The following is a 15,022-nucleotide window of genomic DNA, read 5'->3' on the forward strand; positions in this document are numbered from 1 at the left end:
TCATAGTGAAATCAACCGATAAAGTATATTCCAGATTCTATTTCTGTCGTGCCTTTCTTCTGAGTTCCCGGAGTCTTGATGTGAGTTTTTTTCTTAAATCATTATGATATTCGCGGTAGTTTTTGATGCTGTTCTCCAGATTCTTTTTATTGAGCAGATACTCATCATACAAATGTCTGAGCTCTGAAATTTGATTAATTACCTCTGAAGGCTGGCTTTCAGGATCTTCCGCAGCTTCTATCAGCAGACGGTAATATTCAACACGACTGGTCAGGTTCATATGAAGTTTTGGCTCTATTCCCTGCATGATCTTATTATTTTATTGAGTTCTTGAATGGGTAAAAAACAAAGAGATTTTGCTTTTACTATTTGATATTTTACTTTTTTATTATTAAATAACCTTCTTAAATTTCTTTTTTGAACCATTAAGATTGTATTAAGGTGTTAAGATAATTAAGATAAGCTTCGCCTTAATTTAAAATCAGAATGATTGACCTTAACTCCACTTTAATTCTTTAAAATTCTTAGTGGTTAAAAAAAGATATCCATTTTTACATACTCGAAAATGTAACGTCTTTTTATCTTTTCTATCCAAATTCTATTTTTCCATCATAACCGGAGGTACATCACTCTGAAATAAAATCTTAACACCTCCATTTTTTTCCTGACCTGCAGATTTGAAATAACCTCCGTTAAGAGCAGAAGAAATAAGAGTTTCGTTGGGATCTCCCAAAGGTAATAATGGCAGACCGGCAAATTCATTGACGTTGAGCTGTGGTGAAATTCCATTGCTGTATTCCCCTACTCCGTTGGCATTAAATACTTTATAGATTACCGGATGAATCTGCCATGAAATTTTTCTGGGTTTACGCTTGTCTTCCACTACAAATCCAGCCATATCTTTTCCGAGTGTAACATCTCCAATCTGAACGACCTGAATATAAGGTTTCAGATTGTTCACAACTATTTCAGCTGCAGATGCTGTACTGCTTGATGTCAGAATAAACACTTTCTGTAATCCCAATGCATTCCCACGCAAAGTTGTAAAATCCAAAGCTTTTGGATCATAAGCGATTTGCTGGGCAAATGTTCTTTTTACTTCACCACCATTTTTATTTCCTTTAAAAACAATGAATGGCGATCCTGATGATAAACCTGCAGGAATCAACGAACAGAGTGCAGCCGCAGATGATACAGAACCTCCATAATTGTAGCGAAGATCGAGAATCAGTTCCTGTACTCCGGCAGCTTTCAATTCTCCAAACTTTTGGTTCAGCGTCTGAGTCATTCCGTCAGGAAAGTCATAGATGTACAGATATCCTATTTTTTTACCGTTTTTTTCAAAAATTTTGGATAAAACAGGTTGTTCAAAAGAAAAACCATAGTAAACCGTGATATTTTTCTCATAGGTAATAGCTCCGTTCTGCCATTTTCCAACGGTAAGTTCTACAACAGTCTGATCTTTAATAGATGAAGCCATTGTTTCGGCATTAGCGGCCGTCATTACTTTTCCATTAACTTTTGTGATGATCATTCCTCTTTCCAGCCCTGCATTGAAGGCCGGAGAATTTTGAAGCACCAGCTTTACTACGGTAACCACTTCATTATTGGCAAGCTGAACAACAGAGTAATCAAACCCGTACATATTTCTTATAGAACGTGGATAGGAAGAGGAATCTTCAGTATTAACGATAAAAGAAAACCGATCCTTGGAAGAAAGCAGATTTTTGAAAAAATCTTTGACAGGAAGCTGGTAATTAGGTTTTGCAGGCATTTCATCCGCCCAATAATAATACCGTTTCATGCTGTCCTGAACCCAGAGATTCACAGATTCTGTGCTCCCTTCCGGAAAAACGGGAGCATTTTCGTCGCTATTATTCGTACACGAAATGAGAAAGACTGCGATGGCAATGCATTGAAGTTTTAAAAAATTTTTCATACGCAATTACAGATATTCTGCTACATCTATATCTCCTTTGACTACCCATTCTCCATTTTCCATTTTTTCCTGAAGGACAATCATATTGGCACCTGTGTGCTGTTTTATTTTCACCTGAATCATTTTAGATCCGGCATAAGGTTCTGTAGTTCCCGGTTTGTACAGTTCCAGATATACAGGAGCTGTAGAGCTGTAAAAGTTATAGATTTTCACTGCTGTAAAATTATCTTTCCCGATGTTGTCAAATTCTGCCAGTACAACTCCATTATCTCTTTTCAAAATACCTTTTACATTTTTCAATGAAGTTCCGGACAACTCGCCCAGATTAGGAAAAATAAATTCAAAACCGACTTTCCCAAGATTAACCTGAGGTTTTACGGCGTAAGTCTGTAAATAAATTCCGGGAAGATTAAAAAAGTTCAGGGTTTTAAAATCATTTATATTGTCATAGGTAATATTATATTTTGCAATTTCGGTGCCTGTTTCACTATTGTAAACAGACAGTTTATTGGTTTCTCCCTGATCCAGTACAAACTGAAGCTGGGTTTCTATTTTATAGGTATAAGATGCTTTTCCGTCAATGGATACAGGCTTTCCGTTAAACCTCAGCTGAACAGCATCAGGTTTGGAAAATCCTTTGATAGTAACCTCTCCGGGTTTCTGTATTTTATCATACAACTCCATCGTGTTGCTGTCCGTACATGAGAAAAGTACAGTGAAAAATAGTAGTAATGCAAAGATTTTATTCATCTTTATTTAATTATTTGATGGTAACACTTAAAAATATTGCCCAACCCATCAGCCGGGCAATATATAATTATAAAAAAACTAGTTGGATATGTTCTGGATAGTCTTTTTAGGTACTATCCATTATTGTATTTAAAATTTCTGGTGTTTCTAAAATCAGTTTCTAAGGGTAAAAGTTTTATTTTTTAATAAATTTCAGCCTTTCTGTAGTCTTTTCGTCTGTAATTTCTGCGATATAAGCTCCTGATGTAAGATTAGCTACATGAATCGCTTTTGAATACTGAACGGTAAGCACTTTTTGTCCCGCAGCATTGTAAATATTCACTACCGTTGTATTTTCCTTCAATGCAGGATTAAGCTGTAGTACTAATGATTCTTTTACCGGGTTTTCTGCTATTTGTGTGCGTGTTTTGTTTCCTTTTACATCCTTAGTTCCTAAAAATGCCGTAGCATAAATTCCTATTTCATCAATATTGATATTCTGGATATTATTTCCGCTTGATTTTCTGTTCGCCCACATTCCGATATAGATTTTCTTTCCTGCAAAAGCAGAAAGATCTACAAGAGATTGTACAAACTCGGTAAGATCTGCCGGAAACGGATTGGCTGAGTCTCCTACCTGTATTTTATAAAGACTCTGAACGTCATTACCACCTGCATCTACGGTCATAGCCTGAAAATCCGCTAATGTAGGAACCTCTTTCTGCGGAGTACTTACATAGATAAAAAGATCTCTGGCAACAATGGTATGGGTAGTTCTCTGTCTTCCGATATTGGCAGCCAAAGTAACTGTACCTGCAGTGTTGGTAAGATCAATCTGAGGAGAAATGATCCAGTCATTTTCTGTAGTAAATCCTGTAGCATTACCGGTTGGTACCACACTGATGGAATGACGAAGAACACCTGTGGTTCCATAGGTTAAAGTCGTTCCATTGTGGTAGATATTCTGTCCCTGCACCCATCCGTTACCGTTGCTGTTCAGATCATGGAACGTCCATCCCTGTAGGTCAGCAGGCGTATCAAAAGAATTTCCCCAAACCAGAGTCTGCGCTGCAGCAAGTTGGGATAAAAACAGAACAGATGATAAAATTATTTTTTTCATAATGCTGATTATTAATGTTTTTGAAGTAAAAGCAAGGAATCAGCTTTCGCTGTTCCCTGCTTTTTAAAGTTTTTTATTATTCTACAATCGTGAAATTGTATTTTGTCCAAAGTCCCTGGAAGTTTCCACAGTTTCTTGGAGATACATTCCAGCTTCCTTCGTTGAAGAACGGCTGGCTCATACCCCATAGAGATGCAGGAGTTCCAGTCAATAGGTTAGCAGCTGGGATTCCCGCAGTTCCTGTACCTGTCACAGAAGTACCAAATCCGTGGATCTGGATCGTGTTGTATGCTGAAGCTGAAGAAAGTTCAGAACCTGTACCTTCTACTTTGATTCCCACAGGATATCCTGTAACCACAGCGTTATTTAATGTTAATCTTCCGTGTCTTCTGATGTGGATACCATTTTCATACAAAGCTCCCTGAGTAGAGTTTTTAGTACCGATGATCGTAAGGTTGTTGATTACTGGGTGAGTCAACAATGATGTAGAAGAACCGTCTGCATTGTTATCAAGCTCGATACCGTTAGAATCCGGGCTAGATCCGCTAAGGCTGTGTGTAGAGTTGTAATCTGCCAAAGCAAGAGCACAAGTGATTGTTCCTGTATATCCATTATCAAAATCGAAGTTATCGTCATCTGCTGCGAAAGAAACAAGGTTTGAAGCGTTTACAGTACCACCGAAGAATTCAAAAGAGTCATCTTTTCCGAAAGATACCTGAATATGATCTAAAGTAGTTCCGTTTCCAACACCTCCTAAAGTAAGACCGTTGATTTCGTTTCCTGAATTCGGAGCCAAAAGGTCATATCCCGCAAACTCAATACGTACATACTTCAATGTTCCACCATTGTGAGAAGGGTTTGTACCTCCGTAATAGAAATCAGGACCAGATAATCCTTCAATCGTTTTTGTGAAAGGAGTGTTGGTAGGAGCATCTCCTAAGATAATCACCCCTCCGAAATCACCAGGAGCAGCCGTAGTATCTTCATTTCCGTCTAACAATTTGTAGCTTGTGAAAATGATTGGCTGAGCTTCTGTACCTGCTGCGTTGATTTTTCCTGTTTTAGCAATTACCAAAACTCCTGTAGCTGTATTGCTTGAATTTGGTTTTGCTTTAATGAATGTACCCGGCTGGATTGTTAATGTAGCACCATCTTTTACGGTTACAACTCCATCTAATTCAACTACACCACTCCATGTAGTATTGGAAGTAATAGCCCCACTTACGCTGGTTACCGGAAGCGCCGAAGCGGTAAGGTATTCAGCAGAAGTAGATTTCATTTCGAATGGAGATGATGAATCCGCCAGTTGATCGTGTTGACAAGCTGTAAGAGATAATGCTGCCACTGCAATTAGAGTTAGTCTTTTCATTGTTATAATTTTTAGTACAATCCGGTCGTATTATTTTTATACCAGATCAGTTTTTTAATATTCAGGAATATCTTCCTCTTTATTCCTTCGATTTGTTTTTTGGTGTTCATCCCATCGCTGCATGAGGAGCTGCATTGCGGGAGTTCCCATGAGATCCATTAACGCCTGGGAAAAGCTGTTAACGTCCGGTTTTTTTCTTAACTGTACTGCTGTGCGCATCAGCAGTATTTTTTCAGTCTTTAATCAGGTTCCCGAAACCTGTACGCCTCTATCTTAAGAGCTCTTTTTATATGGTATTGTTTGGTGTCTTATTTTTAAAAAGTATAGTTCACACTCAGACTGAACATTCTTCCGCTGTAGGCTCTGAACATAATCTTATCAATATTTTTATCGTACTTATCTGTTGCTCCCGGAAGAAGATCCCAAGCTTCTCTTTCTGTTCCTACATTACTTCCGCCTCCGTTTTTTGCAGCGAGATAAGAATTGAAGTTGTTGTAATATTCCTTTACCCTGTTGAAGAGATTTCTTACATTAAATTTCACTTCAAAATTTCTGTTTCGAAGAAATTTATATGAGATTTGAGCATCTGCCACTGCATAAGGACGTTGGATTTCCTCTCCTTTGTATGCATATCCTACCGTGATGTACTGGTCTCCTTTTGCATTATACAAAAAACTCATCCCAAAACGGGTTCCGTCATAGACCAGTCCAAGATTGTAAGCATAAGGTGTCTGTCCGTAAAGCGGTCGTTTTACTTCGTAGGTATCGTCATTATCTCCTGTTTTATATAAGTCTTTAAAAGCCACTACTTTCGTATGGTTATAGGTAAAATTTCCGCTTATGAAAAGCTTTTCAAGAAAAGTTCCGTCTGCGATAAAGCCTAAGCTTTTTCTTACTTCTGCCTCCACTCCCATCAGCTTTGCATTTTTTGAATTTCCGTTGTATAAGAAAAGATTTCCTTCACTTGAAATATGACCTTCACGTTCAATAGGCCTGTCAATATCTTTGTAATACAATCCTGCAGAAAATATCTCGCCAAGCCCCGGAAACCATTCAAATTTGAAATCATAATTATTAATGACTGAAGAGCTTAATTCTGTATTATAAATCAACCCATTAGCAATAGGGTCGAAATAGGGCAATCCTGTTCTTTCATTAAATTGAGGACGGATAACAGATTTGTTGTAGGCAAGCCTCAAGTTAATTTTATTGGTAGGACTGTACGTAAAATTCACGGAAGGCATCCACTGCCAAGGTTTATCATCTATAGCTGTTCTCATGATGTATTTGGAATCAGTAGGATCCAACTGCTGGGAAATCATATCGTACTTAAAATATTCTGCACGAAGTCCCCAGACTAATCTTAATTTCTTCCAACGGTTATCAAACATCACAAAAACCGCATGCTGATTCACTTCACCTTCATACTTGTCATTTTTGTACAATCCTCTGGTTTCCCAACCAATACCACCCGGAACATAATGGGAACCATTAAACCAGTCAGCAAGAGAACCATACATCGTCAAATAGTTCTTCTCGCTATTCGGAACGTTCCGGTTTTCGTCAACACGAAGAAAAAACTTCTGTTGTTGGTTGGTATTGTTTTTTATAGCTCCGGCATATCCGGTTTTGATGGTATTTTTAAAACTTCCTGCATCCATATCCCATTTCACAGAAGCACCATAGTTGTAATCTGTTTCTTTATTTTCGATATACCCTCTGTAAAAATCTGCTCCGGAATTGTAGATCTTATGAAAAGTCAGAATTTCACTTCCAATAAAATCATACCGGGTAATATACTGTGTGTAATCTTTGGTATCGGAAGCTACTCCTGTACGGGCTGCAAACCAGCTTACTTCTGCATTTCCTATTTTATGGTTTCCTTCTAATTTATTTTGTAAAAGGGTTTGAAAAATCGGGTAATTGGTATTATCAGTATAAGGTCTGTCTAAATTTTTGATCTGAGCGGGATCATTATTAGGAACAACTCCATTGTAGAAATAATTATAGGCTAATTCTGCATTGGCTGCCATTCCACTTCCGGTTGAATATTCATTCCAGCCTGTTACTCTTGTCAGCGTATTGTCGAAAATATGGGTATAAGAATTACGGAATGAGATTCTGTTTTTTCCCAATTGAAATCCGAAATTCAACATTCCTGCCAACGTAGAATTGTAATTGTAAGAAGCTCCGCTATTTTTGAAATTATAGAATGGAATCTGTCCGTTAGCATCCGGCATTCCTGTTGTATCCAGCCAGTTCCCTCTTCCTGTATGGTCAATATCCAGTTTATTTTGCTCATTTCTGATGACAAATGCTCCTGCAAATCCCCATTTATTATTGTTTTTAAGGGCATATGTTCTTCCTAGTGCCAGCTGTATATTAGAACCCATGTCACCTCTTGTCTTGTAGGTGCTGAAATTGTCATTGGTGAACTGTTTAGACTGCTCAAAAAACCTTGGATCTGTCCAGTTCATGGCTTCCAGTCCTTTCGGAAAATCTCTTGTTCCATCATCATATCCGAAGTAATCATATTTTCCACGCTTACGGGTCAGAAATTCTTTGAATGCCGACTGATCATTGTAAGAGGTTCCCATGGTTACTGTTGTAAAATTTTCATTGGGAATATCTTTCGTCCTCACTTCCACATAACCTCCCGCAAAGCTGGCATTCATATCAGGTGTTGCTGATTTGCTTACTACCACGCTTTCTACCATTGCTGTCGGAATGATATCAAACGAAAAATTCTGGCTATAGGCTTCCGTACTGGGCAGGTTGATCCCGTCCATCGCTGCGGTGTTCCAACGTTCTCCCATGGATCTTACAACAACATATTTATTATCAATCGTGGTGATTCCTGTTACTCTTTTCAATGTTCCTCCTACATCACTATCGGGAGTTTTGGAAATCTGTTCCGCAGAAATACCGTCACTCATCTGTGCTGCTTTCTTCTGCTGGGCAAGAAGTCCGGCTTGTGTATCTGCTTTACGGGTTGCGGTAATCACCACTTCTTTGATGTCTGTAATTTTGTCAGAAGCTTTGTTTAATGCAAATGAAACGGAATTGGTTTCTTTATTGGTAACAGAGAGTTTTTCAACCCTCAGCGTATTGTATTTGGGAGCTTTTATGCTCAGATTATAAGTTCCTGAAGGGAGATCTACCGTAAAATCCCCATTATTATCTGTTATGACGGTTTTCTGAGCGATATTCACTTCGGCTCCGGTAATGGGATTTCCTACTTCATCCACTATTTTACCGGAAATTCTTCCGTTTCCCGGTACTGAAATGTTTGAACCTTCATATTTTACCGAAATAAGATCACCATGCAGACGGTATATCACAGGAAGTCCATTAGTAATGTCTTTCAGGCAGTTGTTCACGGAAGTATTTTCACATTTCACTCCTCTTACCTTCAGCTCTTTAATATCTACCTTGGAATAAGCCAGTCTCATCCCTGTTTTTCCGGCAAACTCTTCCAAAACTTCAATCAAAGGTCTGTTGGCAGGTACGGAAAATGTTACTTTCTGAACCAGCTCCTGAGCTTCTGCGGCTACAGTAAAAAATAAGGCTGCTATGGTAATCCCACATTTCAAACTTTTCATACTTAATAGTGTTCTCTTGATTATGATTATTTAATTTTTTTGAATAATGATTTATTTCTTAAGGATATAGGTGTTTTCTTTTTTCTGTACTTCCAATCCAAGGATGAAGGCAAGCGATTCAATATTTTCACCGACAGTTCCTCCGGTAAAATCTGCTGTGATTTTTTTATCTTCGGCTTCTTTAGGATATAAAACTTTTGTATTGTAACTGTTCTCCAGAACTGACACTACCTCTTTTAAAGGAACATCATTAAAGCTTAAAGACAATATCGCTGGAACTTTGTTGGGTGAATTTTTTGCTGGTTTCAATGAAACAATTGCTGTAGTATGAGCAATCCCGAAATTGGTCCATTTCTGATTAGGCTTAAGAAAAGAAACAGGAACACCCGGCGAAGATACCGCAACCTTCCCTTCATAAAGATCAACTGCTTTTCTCTTCCCCGACTGTGAGATTTTAAATACCGTTCCCAGTACTTTGGTACTGAAACCATCCGCACGAACGATGAAAGGATGTATTTTTGATTTTGCTACAGTGAAAATTGCATCTCCTTTTAAATCCACCACTCTGGTAGATGCCGGAAAAGATTTTTCTACGGTCAGTTCAGCACCCGGCAAAAGAGTAACCACAGATCCGTCTTCAAGATGAATAATTCGATTTTCAGATTTTGCAAGATAGACATCCGGTTTAATGAACATCGTGTAGGTAAAAATGCTTCCTAGCGACAACAACAGAATAATAACTGCTGCAATTTTATAAAAATGGGTTTTAAAACTTTTTGCAGACTGTATATCTCTTTGAGGAAAATAATGTTCCAGACCGGATAATATCCTTTCTTTGGATTCTTTAAGATGAGTAATATCCAGATCTTTTTCTGCAAGGGTCTTCCATTGTTTTAACAATTCATTTTCCTTTTCAGAAATGTTATTTTCCGAAACTTCCCGTTCCCAAAGTCTGAAAACAAAGGCTTCAATATTTTTATAGGTTAAGCGTTTTTTCATAGAGTTTTTCATCGTATTCACAGATACTTCTATCTATAAGACTTTGAAAATGAAAAACTTCCCCAGAGCACTCTTAATATTATATTCACATTTACACCAAATTGTTAATAATTTTCATTGTTTTTCACATTTACTCAACATTAACATCCAATTTTGGAGTCTTTTTTCAGAAATATTTAATCTTACTATACCCAAAGTTCACAAAAAGTTAATTTTCCTTTAGGTAATTTTGTGACAACAATATGAGCGCAACCGACTATACATTATTAAAGAAAATAAAATCAGGCGACCGTCCTGCATTTATGCTGCTGTATGACCGATACTGGGATAGTCTATATCGCTTTGTTTATGTGCGGACAAGGGATAAAGAAGTCTCTGAGGAAATTCTTCAGAACCTATGGATGAAGATTCTTGAGAATACAGAACTTATACAAACAGATGATACAGAAAGTGCCAAAGGCTATCTTCTCCGCCATCTTCATTATCGGATTATTGATTTTTATAACAGCTACAAAAAAGCACCTCCAACGCTGAGCATTGATGAATTTGATATTCCGAATGAAATTGAAATCGCAGATTCGGACTATTTTGAAATCCTTGAGGAAAATGAGATCAGTACTTTATTATCGATGATTGATGAGGTTGTTTCTCAGCTTCCTTCCACGGAACAGCAGGTATATGATATGAGAATCCGGAAAAATATGTCGGTGAATGAAACCGCAGAAGCACTGGGAATCAGCAACAAAACGGTGAGTAATAAATTAAGCAAAGCTTTAGGGGAAATCCGCGAAAAACTGAATCCGGAATATCAGTCGTCTAAAAAACTGGTCTCTATTCTATTACTGATGGAGGTTTTGACGAGGTATTGAGATGCGGGGTGCGGCTTGTGCCAATGGTCAATTTGCTGCGCAGTCAATGGTCAATTTTTACAACCATTAATAAAATTCACAGCGAAGCAAATTCACCATTCACCATTCGTTATTCACCAAATACGGCTGGAAAATCTGTATTAAAATCTAAGATTTTAAAATCGGCAAGGTTGGAGTGGATGCTTTCATCATTATTGGTGAAAATTATGGTTTGCATTCCGGCTTCTTTGGCTGCTTTTAATCCTGACTGGCTGTCTTCAATAGCAATACAGTGTTCAGGAGAAACACCCAGATTTTTTGCAGAAGTAAGATACACGGCCGGATGAGGTTTCCCCTGAGTTTCAAACTCTGATGAGTGAACGGTATCAAAGAGTTCACGAACCTGAAGCTTCTCAAGAACCACATGTGCCACACGCAAAGGAGCATTGGTAGCTAATCCTATTTTGTATGCTTTACTTTTAAGAGTTTGAATAAATTCCTGTACACCAGACATCGTGCAGTCCTGGCTTTGTATCATTTCGATTACTCTTGTAACCACTTTATCTTCCAAATCAGAACTATCAAAATTTTCCCATGGAAATCTTTCATACCAGAATTCTGTGACTTCCTGAGCCGTCATATATTTGGTTTGTGCCGCCAATTCATCTGTAACTTGTACGCCATATGATGAAAAAACATCAAGCTCCGCCTGAGTCCAGAATTTTTCTGAGTCTATCAGAACACCGTCCATGTCAAATATTACTGCTTGTAAAGCCATTTTCTGAATGATGAATTATGAGTTATGAGTTATGAGTTATAAATGATGAATTATTGGCTGATTTTATACACACAGCGCTGTCCTCCGGAAATGATATGGTCTATCCTTTCTACTTTGTAATCCTTCCCTATCAACGACTGGAAATTGGATAATTCGGCACGGCAGAAACCCTGACATTCGGTTGCAGCGGCACATATTGGGCAATGGTTTTCAATCAGGAAATAATCTGTACCTTCTTTTTTCCATTCTGCCATATAGCCTTCATCACTACGCACTTTTGCAAGGGATTCAAGGCGCTGCTCAAGAGATTTTGTCTTGGAAAGTATCTTTTCATAGCGGTCATGGGTATTTTTTTCCCGGTCACTAATTAATAGATTTAAAGCATTTTCTCCCAAAAGATTTTTTACTGATTTCAGAATCTGAACCGTTACATCTGCATGCGTATCCGGAAATTGAGCCAATCCTTTCTCTGTAAGAATATAATAAGTGGATGGACGACCTACTCCTTCGCTCTTCACCAAAGAACGAATCAATCCTTCCTGAGCAAGATTCAGTAAATGTTTTCTCGCTCCTTCTTTGGTAATCGACAATTCTTCAGCAATAAGAAGGGATGTAGCCTCACCTCTCATCTTCAAAAACATTAGAATACGATCTGCAGCCGGCTTCTTCATTTGACAATATTTAGGTTGTTTTATTTTCCAACAACAAATATAGTCATTTTCTATAATTTCAAAAACAAAAGCTTAAATTAAACATTTACAATACTTTATCAATTAAAATCATAAAACACATAAAACAACTAAAAAGTTGTTTTATTAAAATATATTTCTACCTTTGTCACACATTAATCAAAAAAACAAAGACGATGAACCCATTTACATTACCACAATTACCTTATGCTTATGATGCTTTGGTACCTTTTATAGATAAAGAAACAATGACTATTCACCACCAGAAACATCATCAGGCTTATGTAGATAATCTGAATGCAGCTTTGACACAAACCGATGAAGTCAATCCGGATCTGGATTCCATACTGCAAAGAATCAGTGAATACAGCCCTGCTGTAAGAAATAATGGCGGTGGTCACTATAACCATTCTTTATTCTGGGAAATTCTTTCATCTCAGCCTAAGCTTACCCCTGAAGGGATGCTTCATGATGATATCACAGCTACTTTCGGAAGCCTTGAGAATCTTAAAGGAGAAATGAAAAAAACAGGTTTATCTCAGTTCGGTTCCGGATGGGTATGGCTTTTTGTGAAATTCAACGGATCACTTGCGGTCAGTTCTACTCCTAATCAGGATAATCCGATGATGGATATTCTTTCTACGAACAGAGGCTTTCCAATTTTGGGAATAGATGTGTGGGAACATGCTTATTATTTAAACTATCAAAATAAACGTGCAGATTATCTGGATGCTTTCTGGTCTGTACTGGATTGGTCTGCTGTAGGAAGAAAATATGAAGAAGCTTTGTCAAAAGTAAGATAATGAACCTTGAATGCAAATAAACTATGGTTGAGGAAAATTTTATCAATAAAGCAAAGGCTTCAGGCATTATTGCCCTTGACCTTTCAGACTACAAACCGACTACGGAAATTGTAGAACTGGATATCAAAGATCATCTTTTTATGGGAATGATTGTGAAGGAGAAAGAGTTTAAAGAATCAATTGCTGCGGTAGATTTTTCTGTATACAACGAAAAAGCTGTAGGAATCATCTGTTCTACGGATGCTATCATCCCGCCCTGGGCCTACATGCTGATTATGGAAAAATTGTCTCCTTATGCTTCCTATGCCGATTTAAACAATGCAGAAACTATTTTGCTCGATCTCTGGAAACGCCGTCTCATCTATGCTGACCTGAAACACTACAGAAACCAGAAAGTAGTTGTTCGCGCAAGTACGAATCATGATCCTGCATTGTACTTATTAGCAGCAGGATTATTGAAACCTCTGGTGAAAACACTTATGTACGGTGAAATAGGATTACCCAAAGTAATTTTTAAACAATAGAAAATGAAAGCTATTATATTCAACGGGTCGCTGGAAAGAAGAACTTTATCAACTTCCGGGCTTATTTCGGACTATTTTTCAGAACGTCTGAAAAGACTGGGAATTCATACTGATATTTTTACGCTTGCTGATTCCGGTATCCCTTTATTCGATGTTACTTTGAATAAAACTCCTTTGGCTGTAGAACGGATGACTCAGATGTTCACGGATGCTGATCTGCACATCTGGCTGGCTCCTCTTTACCACGGAAGCATTCCGGGAGTGATGAAAAACTGTCTGGACTGGCTTGAAGTGACCGCCAACAGGAAAGAACCTTATCTTACTGATAAAACTGTCGGATTGGTTTGCTGGGCTGATGGCCTGCAGGCTATGCAGGGAATCAATGCCATGGATTCTATTGCCAAATCATTACGTGCATGGCCATTGCCATTCAGTGTACCTGTTCTCAGATCGGCATTATTCGCAGGTGATAATTCAACTGAAATTTCGGATCTCTATTCCGGTAAGTTTAATCAACTCATCAGCATTGCAACTTCTAAAAAAGTAGCCCTTATTGACTAAGAATTATGGAAAACGAGATTACGATTACTGTTATTGACCAAAGCGGTATTATACATACTTTATTATGTCCTTTAGAAATGGGGCTTACCCTTAAAGACATCTGCAAGGCTTACGAATTACCTATGGAAGCGATGTGCGGTGGTATGGCCATGTGTGCTACCTGTCACTGCTTTATTCTGAGTGAAACAGTTCCTCTGCCTGAAAAAAATGACATTGAAGAAGCTTTGTTATCAGAATTGTTTACCTCCAAGACAACCAGCAGATTATCCTGCCAGATTTACCTTACCGCCCAGATGGATGGGCTGTCGGTAGAAATTGCTGCAGATTAATGATTAAAAAATAAAAATTAGCACGCTTTATGCTGCTTATTTTCAAAGAACAGTGTTGAACTGCTGTAATTAAGTTTAGCGGGGATTTCCTAGCCGTCCGACGTTGAAGAAATCCCTTTTTTAAACCCTTTAAATTCAAACAATATGGCGATAAAAATAACAGATGCCTGTATCAACTGTGGAGCCTGCGAACCTGAATGCCCCAACTCAGCCATTTATGAAGGTGCCATCGACTGGCGCTGGAAAGACAAAACCAAACTTTCAGGACATATCATATTCCCTGACGGCAGCGAAGGTGATGCCGATGCTTATCATGAAGCTGTCTCGGATGAGGTTTATTATATTGTAGCCGGAAAATGTACGGAATGTAAAGGTTTTCACGATGAACCTCAATGTAAAGCTGTATGCCCTGTAGACTGTTGTGTAGATGATCCTGACCATCGGGAAACGGAAGAAGTACTATTGGATCGGCAAAAATTTATGCACAGTGCTTAAACGGTTCATTTGTAAAGAAAAAACCAAAGAATTTAAAAAAAATTTCTATTTTTTATATCTAATTTCAACAAAGGCGGGTTTTAACCTAGTCATGGTCGGAAGAAATTTCCGACCATTTTTTATGTTTTAAGTTTTGAAGACTTTTGCAGGATCACCCCCCGCAAATATTATTAGAATTGCGGTAATCATATCCCGAAGTTCCATAGCGATGCGTCTTTTAGCTGTTTTATATCCTAA

At 38.0% G+C, this 15,022-nt stretch carries 16 protein-coding genes; 6 read left to right on the forward strand and 10 right to left on the reverse strand.

Annotated elements, in window-relative coordinates:
• Nucleotides 1-37: 37 nt before the first annotated feature.
• From CQ046_RS15015 to CQ046_RS15045, 8 genes are all read right to left on the reverse strand, one after another.
• Nucleotides 38-307, reverse strand: coding sequence for a hypothetical protein (locus tag CQ046_RS15015; RefSeq protein WP_105703052.1), 270 nt, complete (start codon nucleotides 305-307; stop codon nucleotides 38-40).
• A 291-nt stretch (nucleotides 308-598) separates the two neighbouring features.
• Entirely contained in the window at nucleotides 599-1,939 is a 1,341-nt protein-coding gene (locus CQ046_RS15020; RefSeq protein ID WP_105703053.1) for a S41 family peptidase, read from the reverse strand.
• A gap of 6 nt (nucleotides 1,940-1,945) precedes the next feature.
• A complete protein-coding gene (locus tag CQ046_RS15025) occupies nucleotides 1,946-2,689 on the reverse strand; it encodes a hypothetical protein (protein ID WP_228406967.1) in 744 nt (247 codons plus the stop codon).
• A 175-nt stretch (nucleotides 2,690-2,864) separates the two neighbouring features.
• Nucleotides 2,865-3,788, reverse strand: coding sequence for a T9SS-dependent choice-of-anchor J family protein (locus CQ046_RS15030; RefSeq protein ID WP_105703055.1), 924 nt, complete (start codon nucleotides 3,786-3,788; stop codon nucleotides 2,865-2,867).
• 76 nt (nucleotides 3,789-3,864) lie between these two features.
• Nucleotides 3,865-5,157, reverse strand: a complete 1,293-nt coding sequence (locus tag CQ046_RS15035; RefSeq protein WP_105703056.1) for a hypothetical protein — start codon at nucleotides 5,155-5,157, stop codon at nucleotides 3,865-3,867.
• Nucleotides 5,158-5,211: 54 nt separating this feature from the next.
• A complete protein-coding gene (locus tag CQ046_RS23640) occupies nucleotides 5,212-5,376 on the reverse strand; it encodes a hypothetical protein (RefSeq protein WP_165790532.1) in 165 nt (54 codons plus the stop codon).
• A gap of 95 nt (nucleotides 5,377-5,471) precedes the next feature.
• Entirely contained in the window at nucleotides 5,472-8,759 is a 3,288-nt protein-coding gene (locus tag CQ046_RS15040; protein ID WP_105703057.1) for a TonB-dependent receptor, read from the reverse strand.
• Between the two features lie 51 nt (nucleotides 8,760-8,810).
• Entirely contained in the window at nucleotides 8,811-9,758 is a 948-nt protein-coding gene (locus CQ046_RS15045) for a FecR family protein (protein ID WP_228406968.1), read from the reverse strand.
• Nucleotides 9,759-10,000: 242 nt separating this feature from the next.
• On the opposite strand from CQ046_RS15045, the gene CQ046_RS15050 reads away from it, so the two are divergent.
• Nucleotides 10,001-10,627, forward strand: coding sequence for an RNA polymerase sigma factor (locus CQ046_RS15050; RefSeq protein WP_105703059.1), 627 nt, complete (start codon nucleotides 10,001-10,003; stop codon nucleotides 10,625-10,627).
• Nucleotides 10,628-10,736: 109 nt separating this feature from the next.
• Here CQ046_RS15050 and hxpB read toward each other — a convergent pair whose 3' ends face one another.
• Nucleotides 10,737-11,384: a hexitol phosphatase HxpB gene (hxpB, locus tag CQ046_RS15055; protein ID WP_105703060.1), complete on the reverse strand. Its 648-nt coding sequence runs from the start codon at nucleotides 11,382-11,384 to the stop codon at nucleotides 10,737-10,739.
• A 50-nt stretch (nucleotides 11,385-11,434) separates the two neighbouring features.
• The gene (locus CQ046_RS15060; protein WP_105703061.1) at nucleotides 11,435-12,055 is read right to left on the reverse strand and encodes a helix-turn-helix transcriptional regulator; all 621 of its coding nucleotides are present in this window, start codon (nucleotides 12,053-12,055) and stop codon (nucleotides 11,435-11,437) included.
• 194 nt (nucleotides 12,056-12,249) lie between these two features.
• On the opposite strand from CQ046_RS15060, the gene CQ046_RS15065 reads away from it, so the two are divergent.
• The 5 genes from CQ046_RS15065 (at nucleotide 12,250) to CQ046_RS15085 (ending at nucleotide 14,785) form a co-directional block, all read left to right on the forward strand.
• Complete coding sequence (locus CQ046_RS15065; protein WP_105703062.1) at nucleotides 12,250-12,876, forward strand: superoxide dismutase; 627 nt, start codon at nucleotides 12,250-12,252, stop codon at nucleotides 12,874-12,876.
• A 23-nt stretch (nucleotides 12,877-12,899) separates the two neighbouring features.
• On the forward strand, nucleotides 12,900-13,400 hold the full coding sequence (locus CQ046_RS15070; RefSeq protein WP_105703063.1) for a DUF2480 family protein: 501 nt from the start codon (nucleotides 12,900-12,902) through the stop codon (nucleotides 13,398-13,400).
• A gap of 3 nt (nucleotides 13,401-13,403) precedes the next feature.
• Nucleotides 13,404-13,961 carry an NADPH-dependent FMN reductase gene (locus tag CQ046_RS15075; protein ID WP_105703064.1) on the forward strand — a complete coding sequence of 186 codons (558 nt, stop codon included), beginning with the start codon at nucleotides 13,404-13,406 and terminating at the stop codon, nucleotides 13,959-13,961.
• A 5-nt stretch (nucleotides 13,962-13,966) separates the two neighbouring features.
• The gene (locus CQ046_RS15080) at nucleotides 13,967-14,290 is read left to right on the forward strand and encodes a 2Fe-2S iron-sulfur cluster-binding protein (protein WP_105703065.1); all 324 of its coding nucleotides are present in this window, start codon (nucleotides 13,967-13,969) and stop codon (nucleotides 14,288-14,290) included.
• A gap of 144 nt (nucleotides 14,291-14,434) precedes the next feature.
• On the forward strand, nucleotides 14,435-14,785 hold the full coding sequence (locus tag CQ046_RS15085; RefSeq protein WP_105703066.1) for a 4Fe-4S dicluster domain-containing protein: 351 nt from the start codon (nucleotides 14,435-14,437) through the stop codon (nucleotides 14,783-14,785).
• Nucleotides 14,786-15,022: the final 237 nt, after the last annotated feature.

Origin of the sequence: Chryseobacterium sp. MYb7 (assembly GCF_002979455.1) — a bacterium.
GTDB lineage: Bacteria > Bacteroidota > Bacteroidia > Flavobacteriales > Weeksellaceae > Chryseobacterium.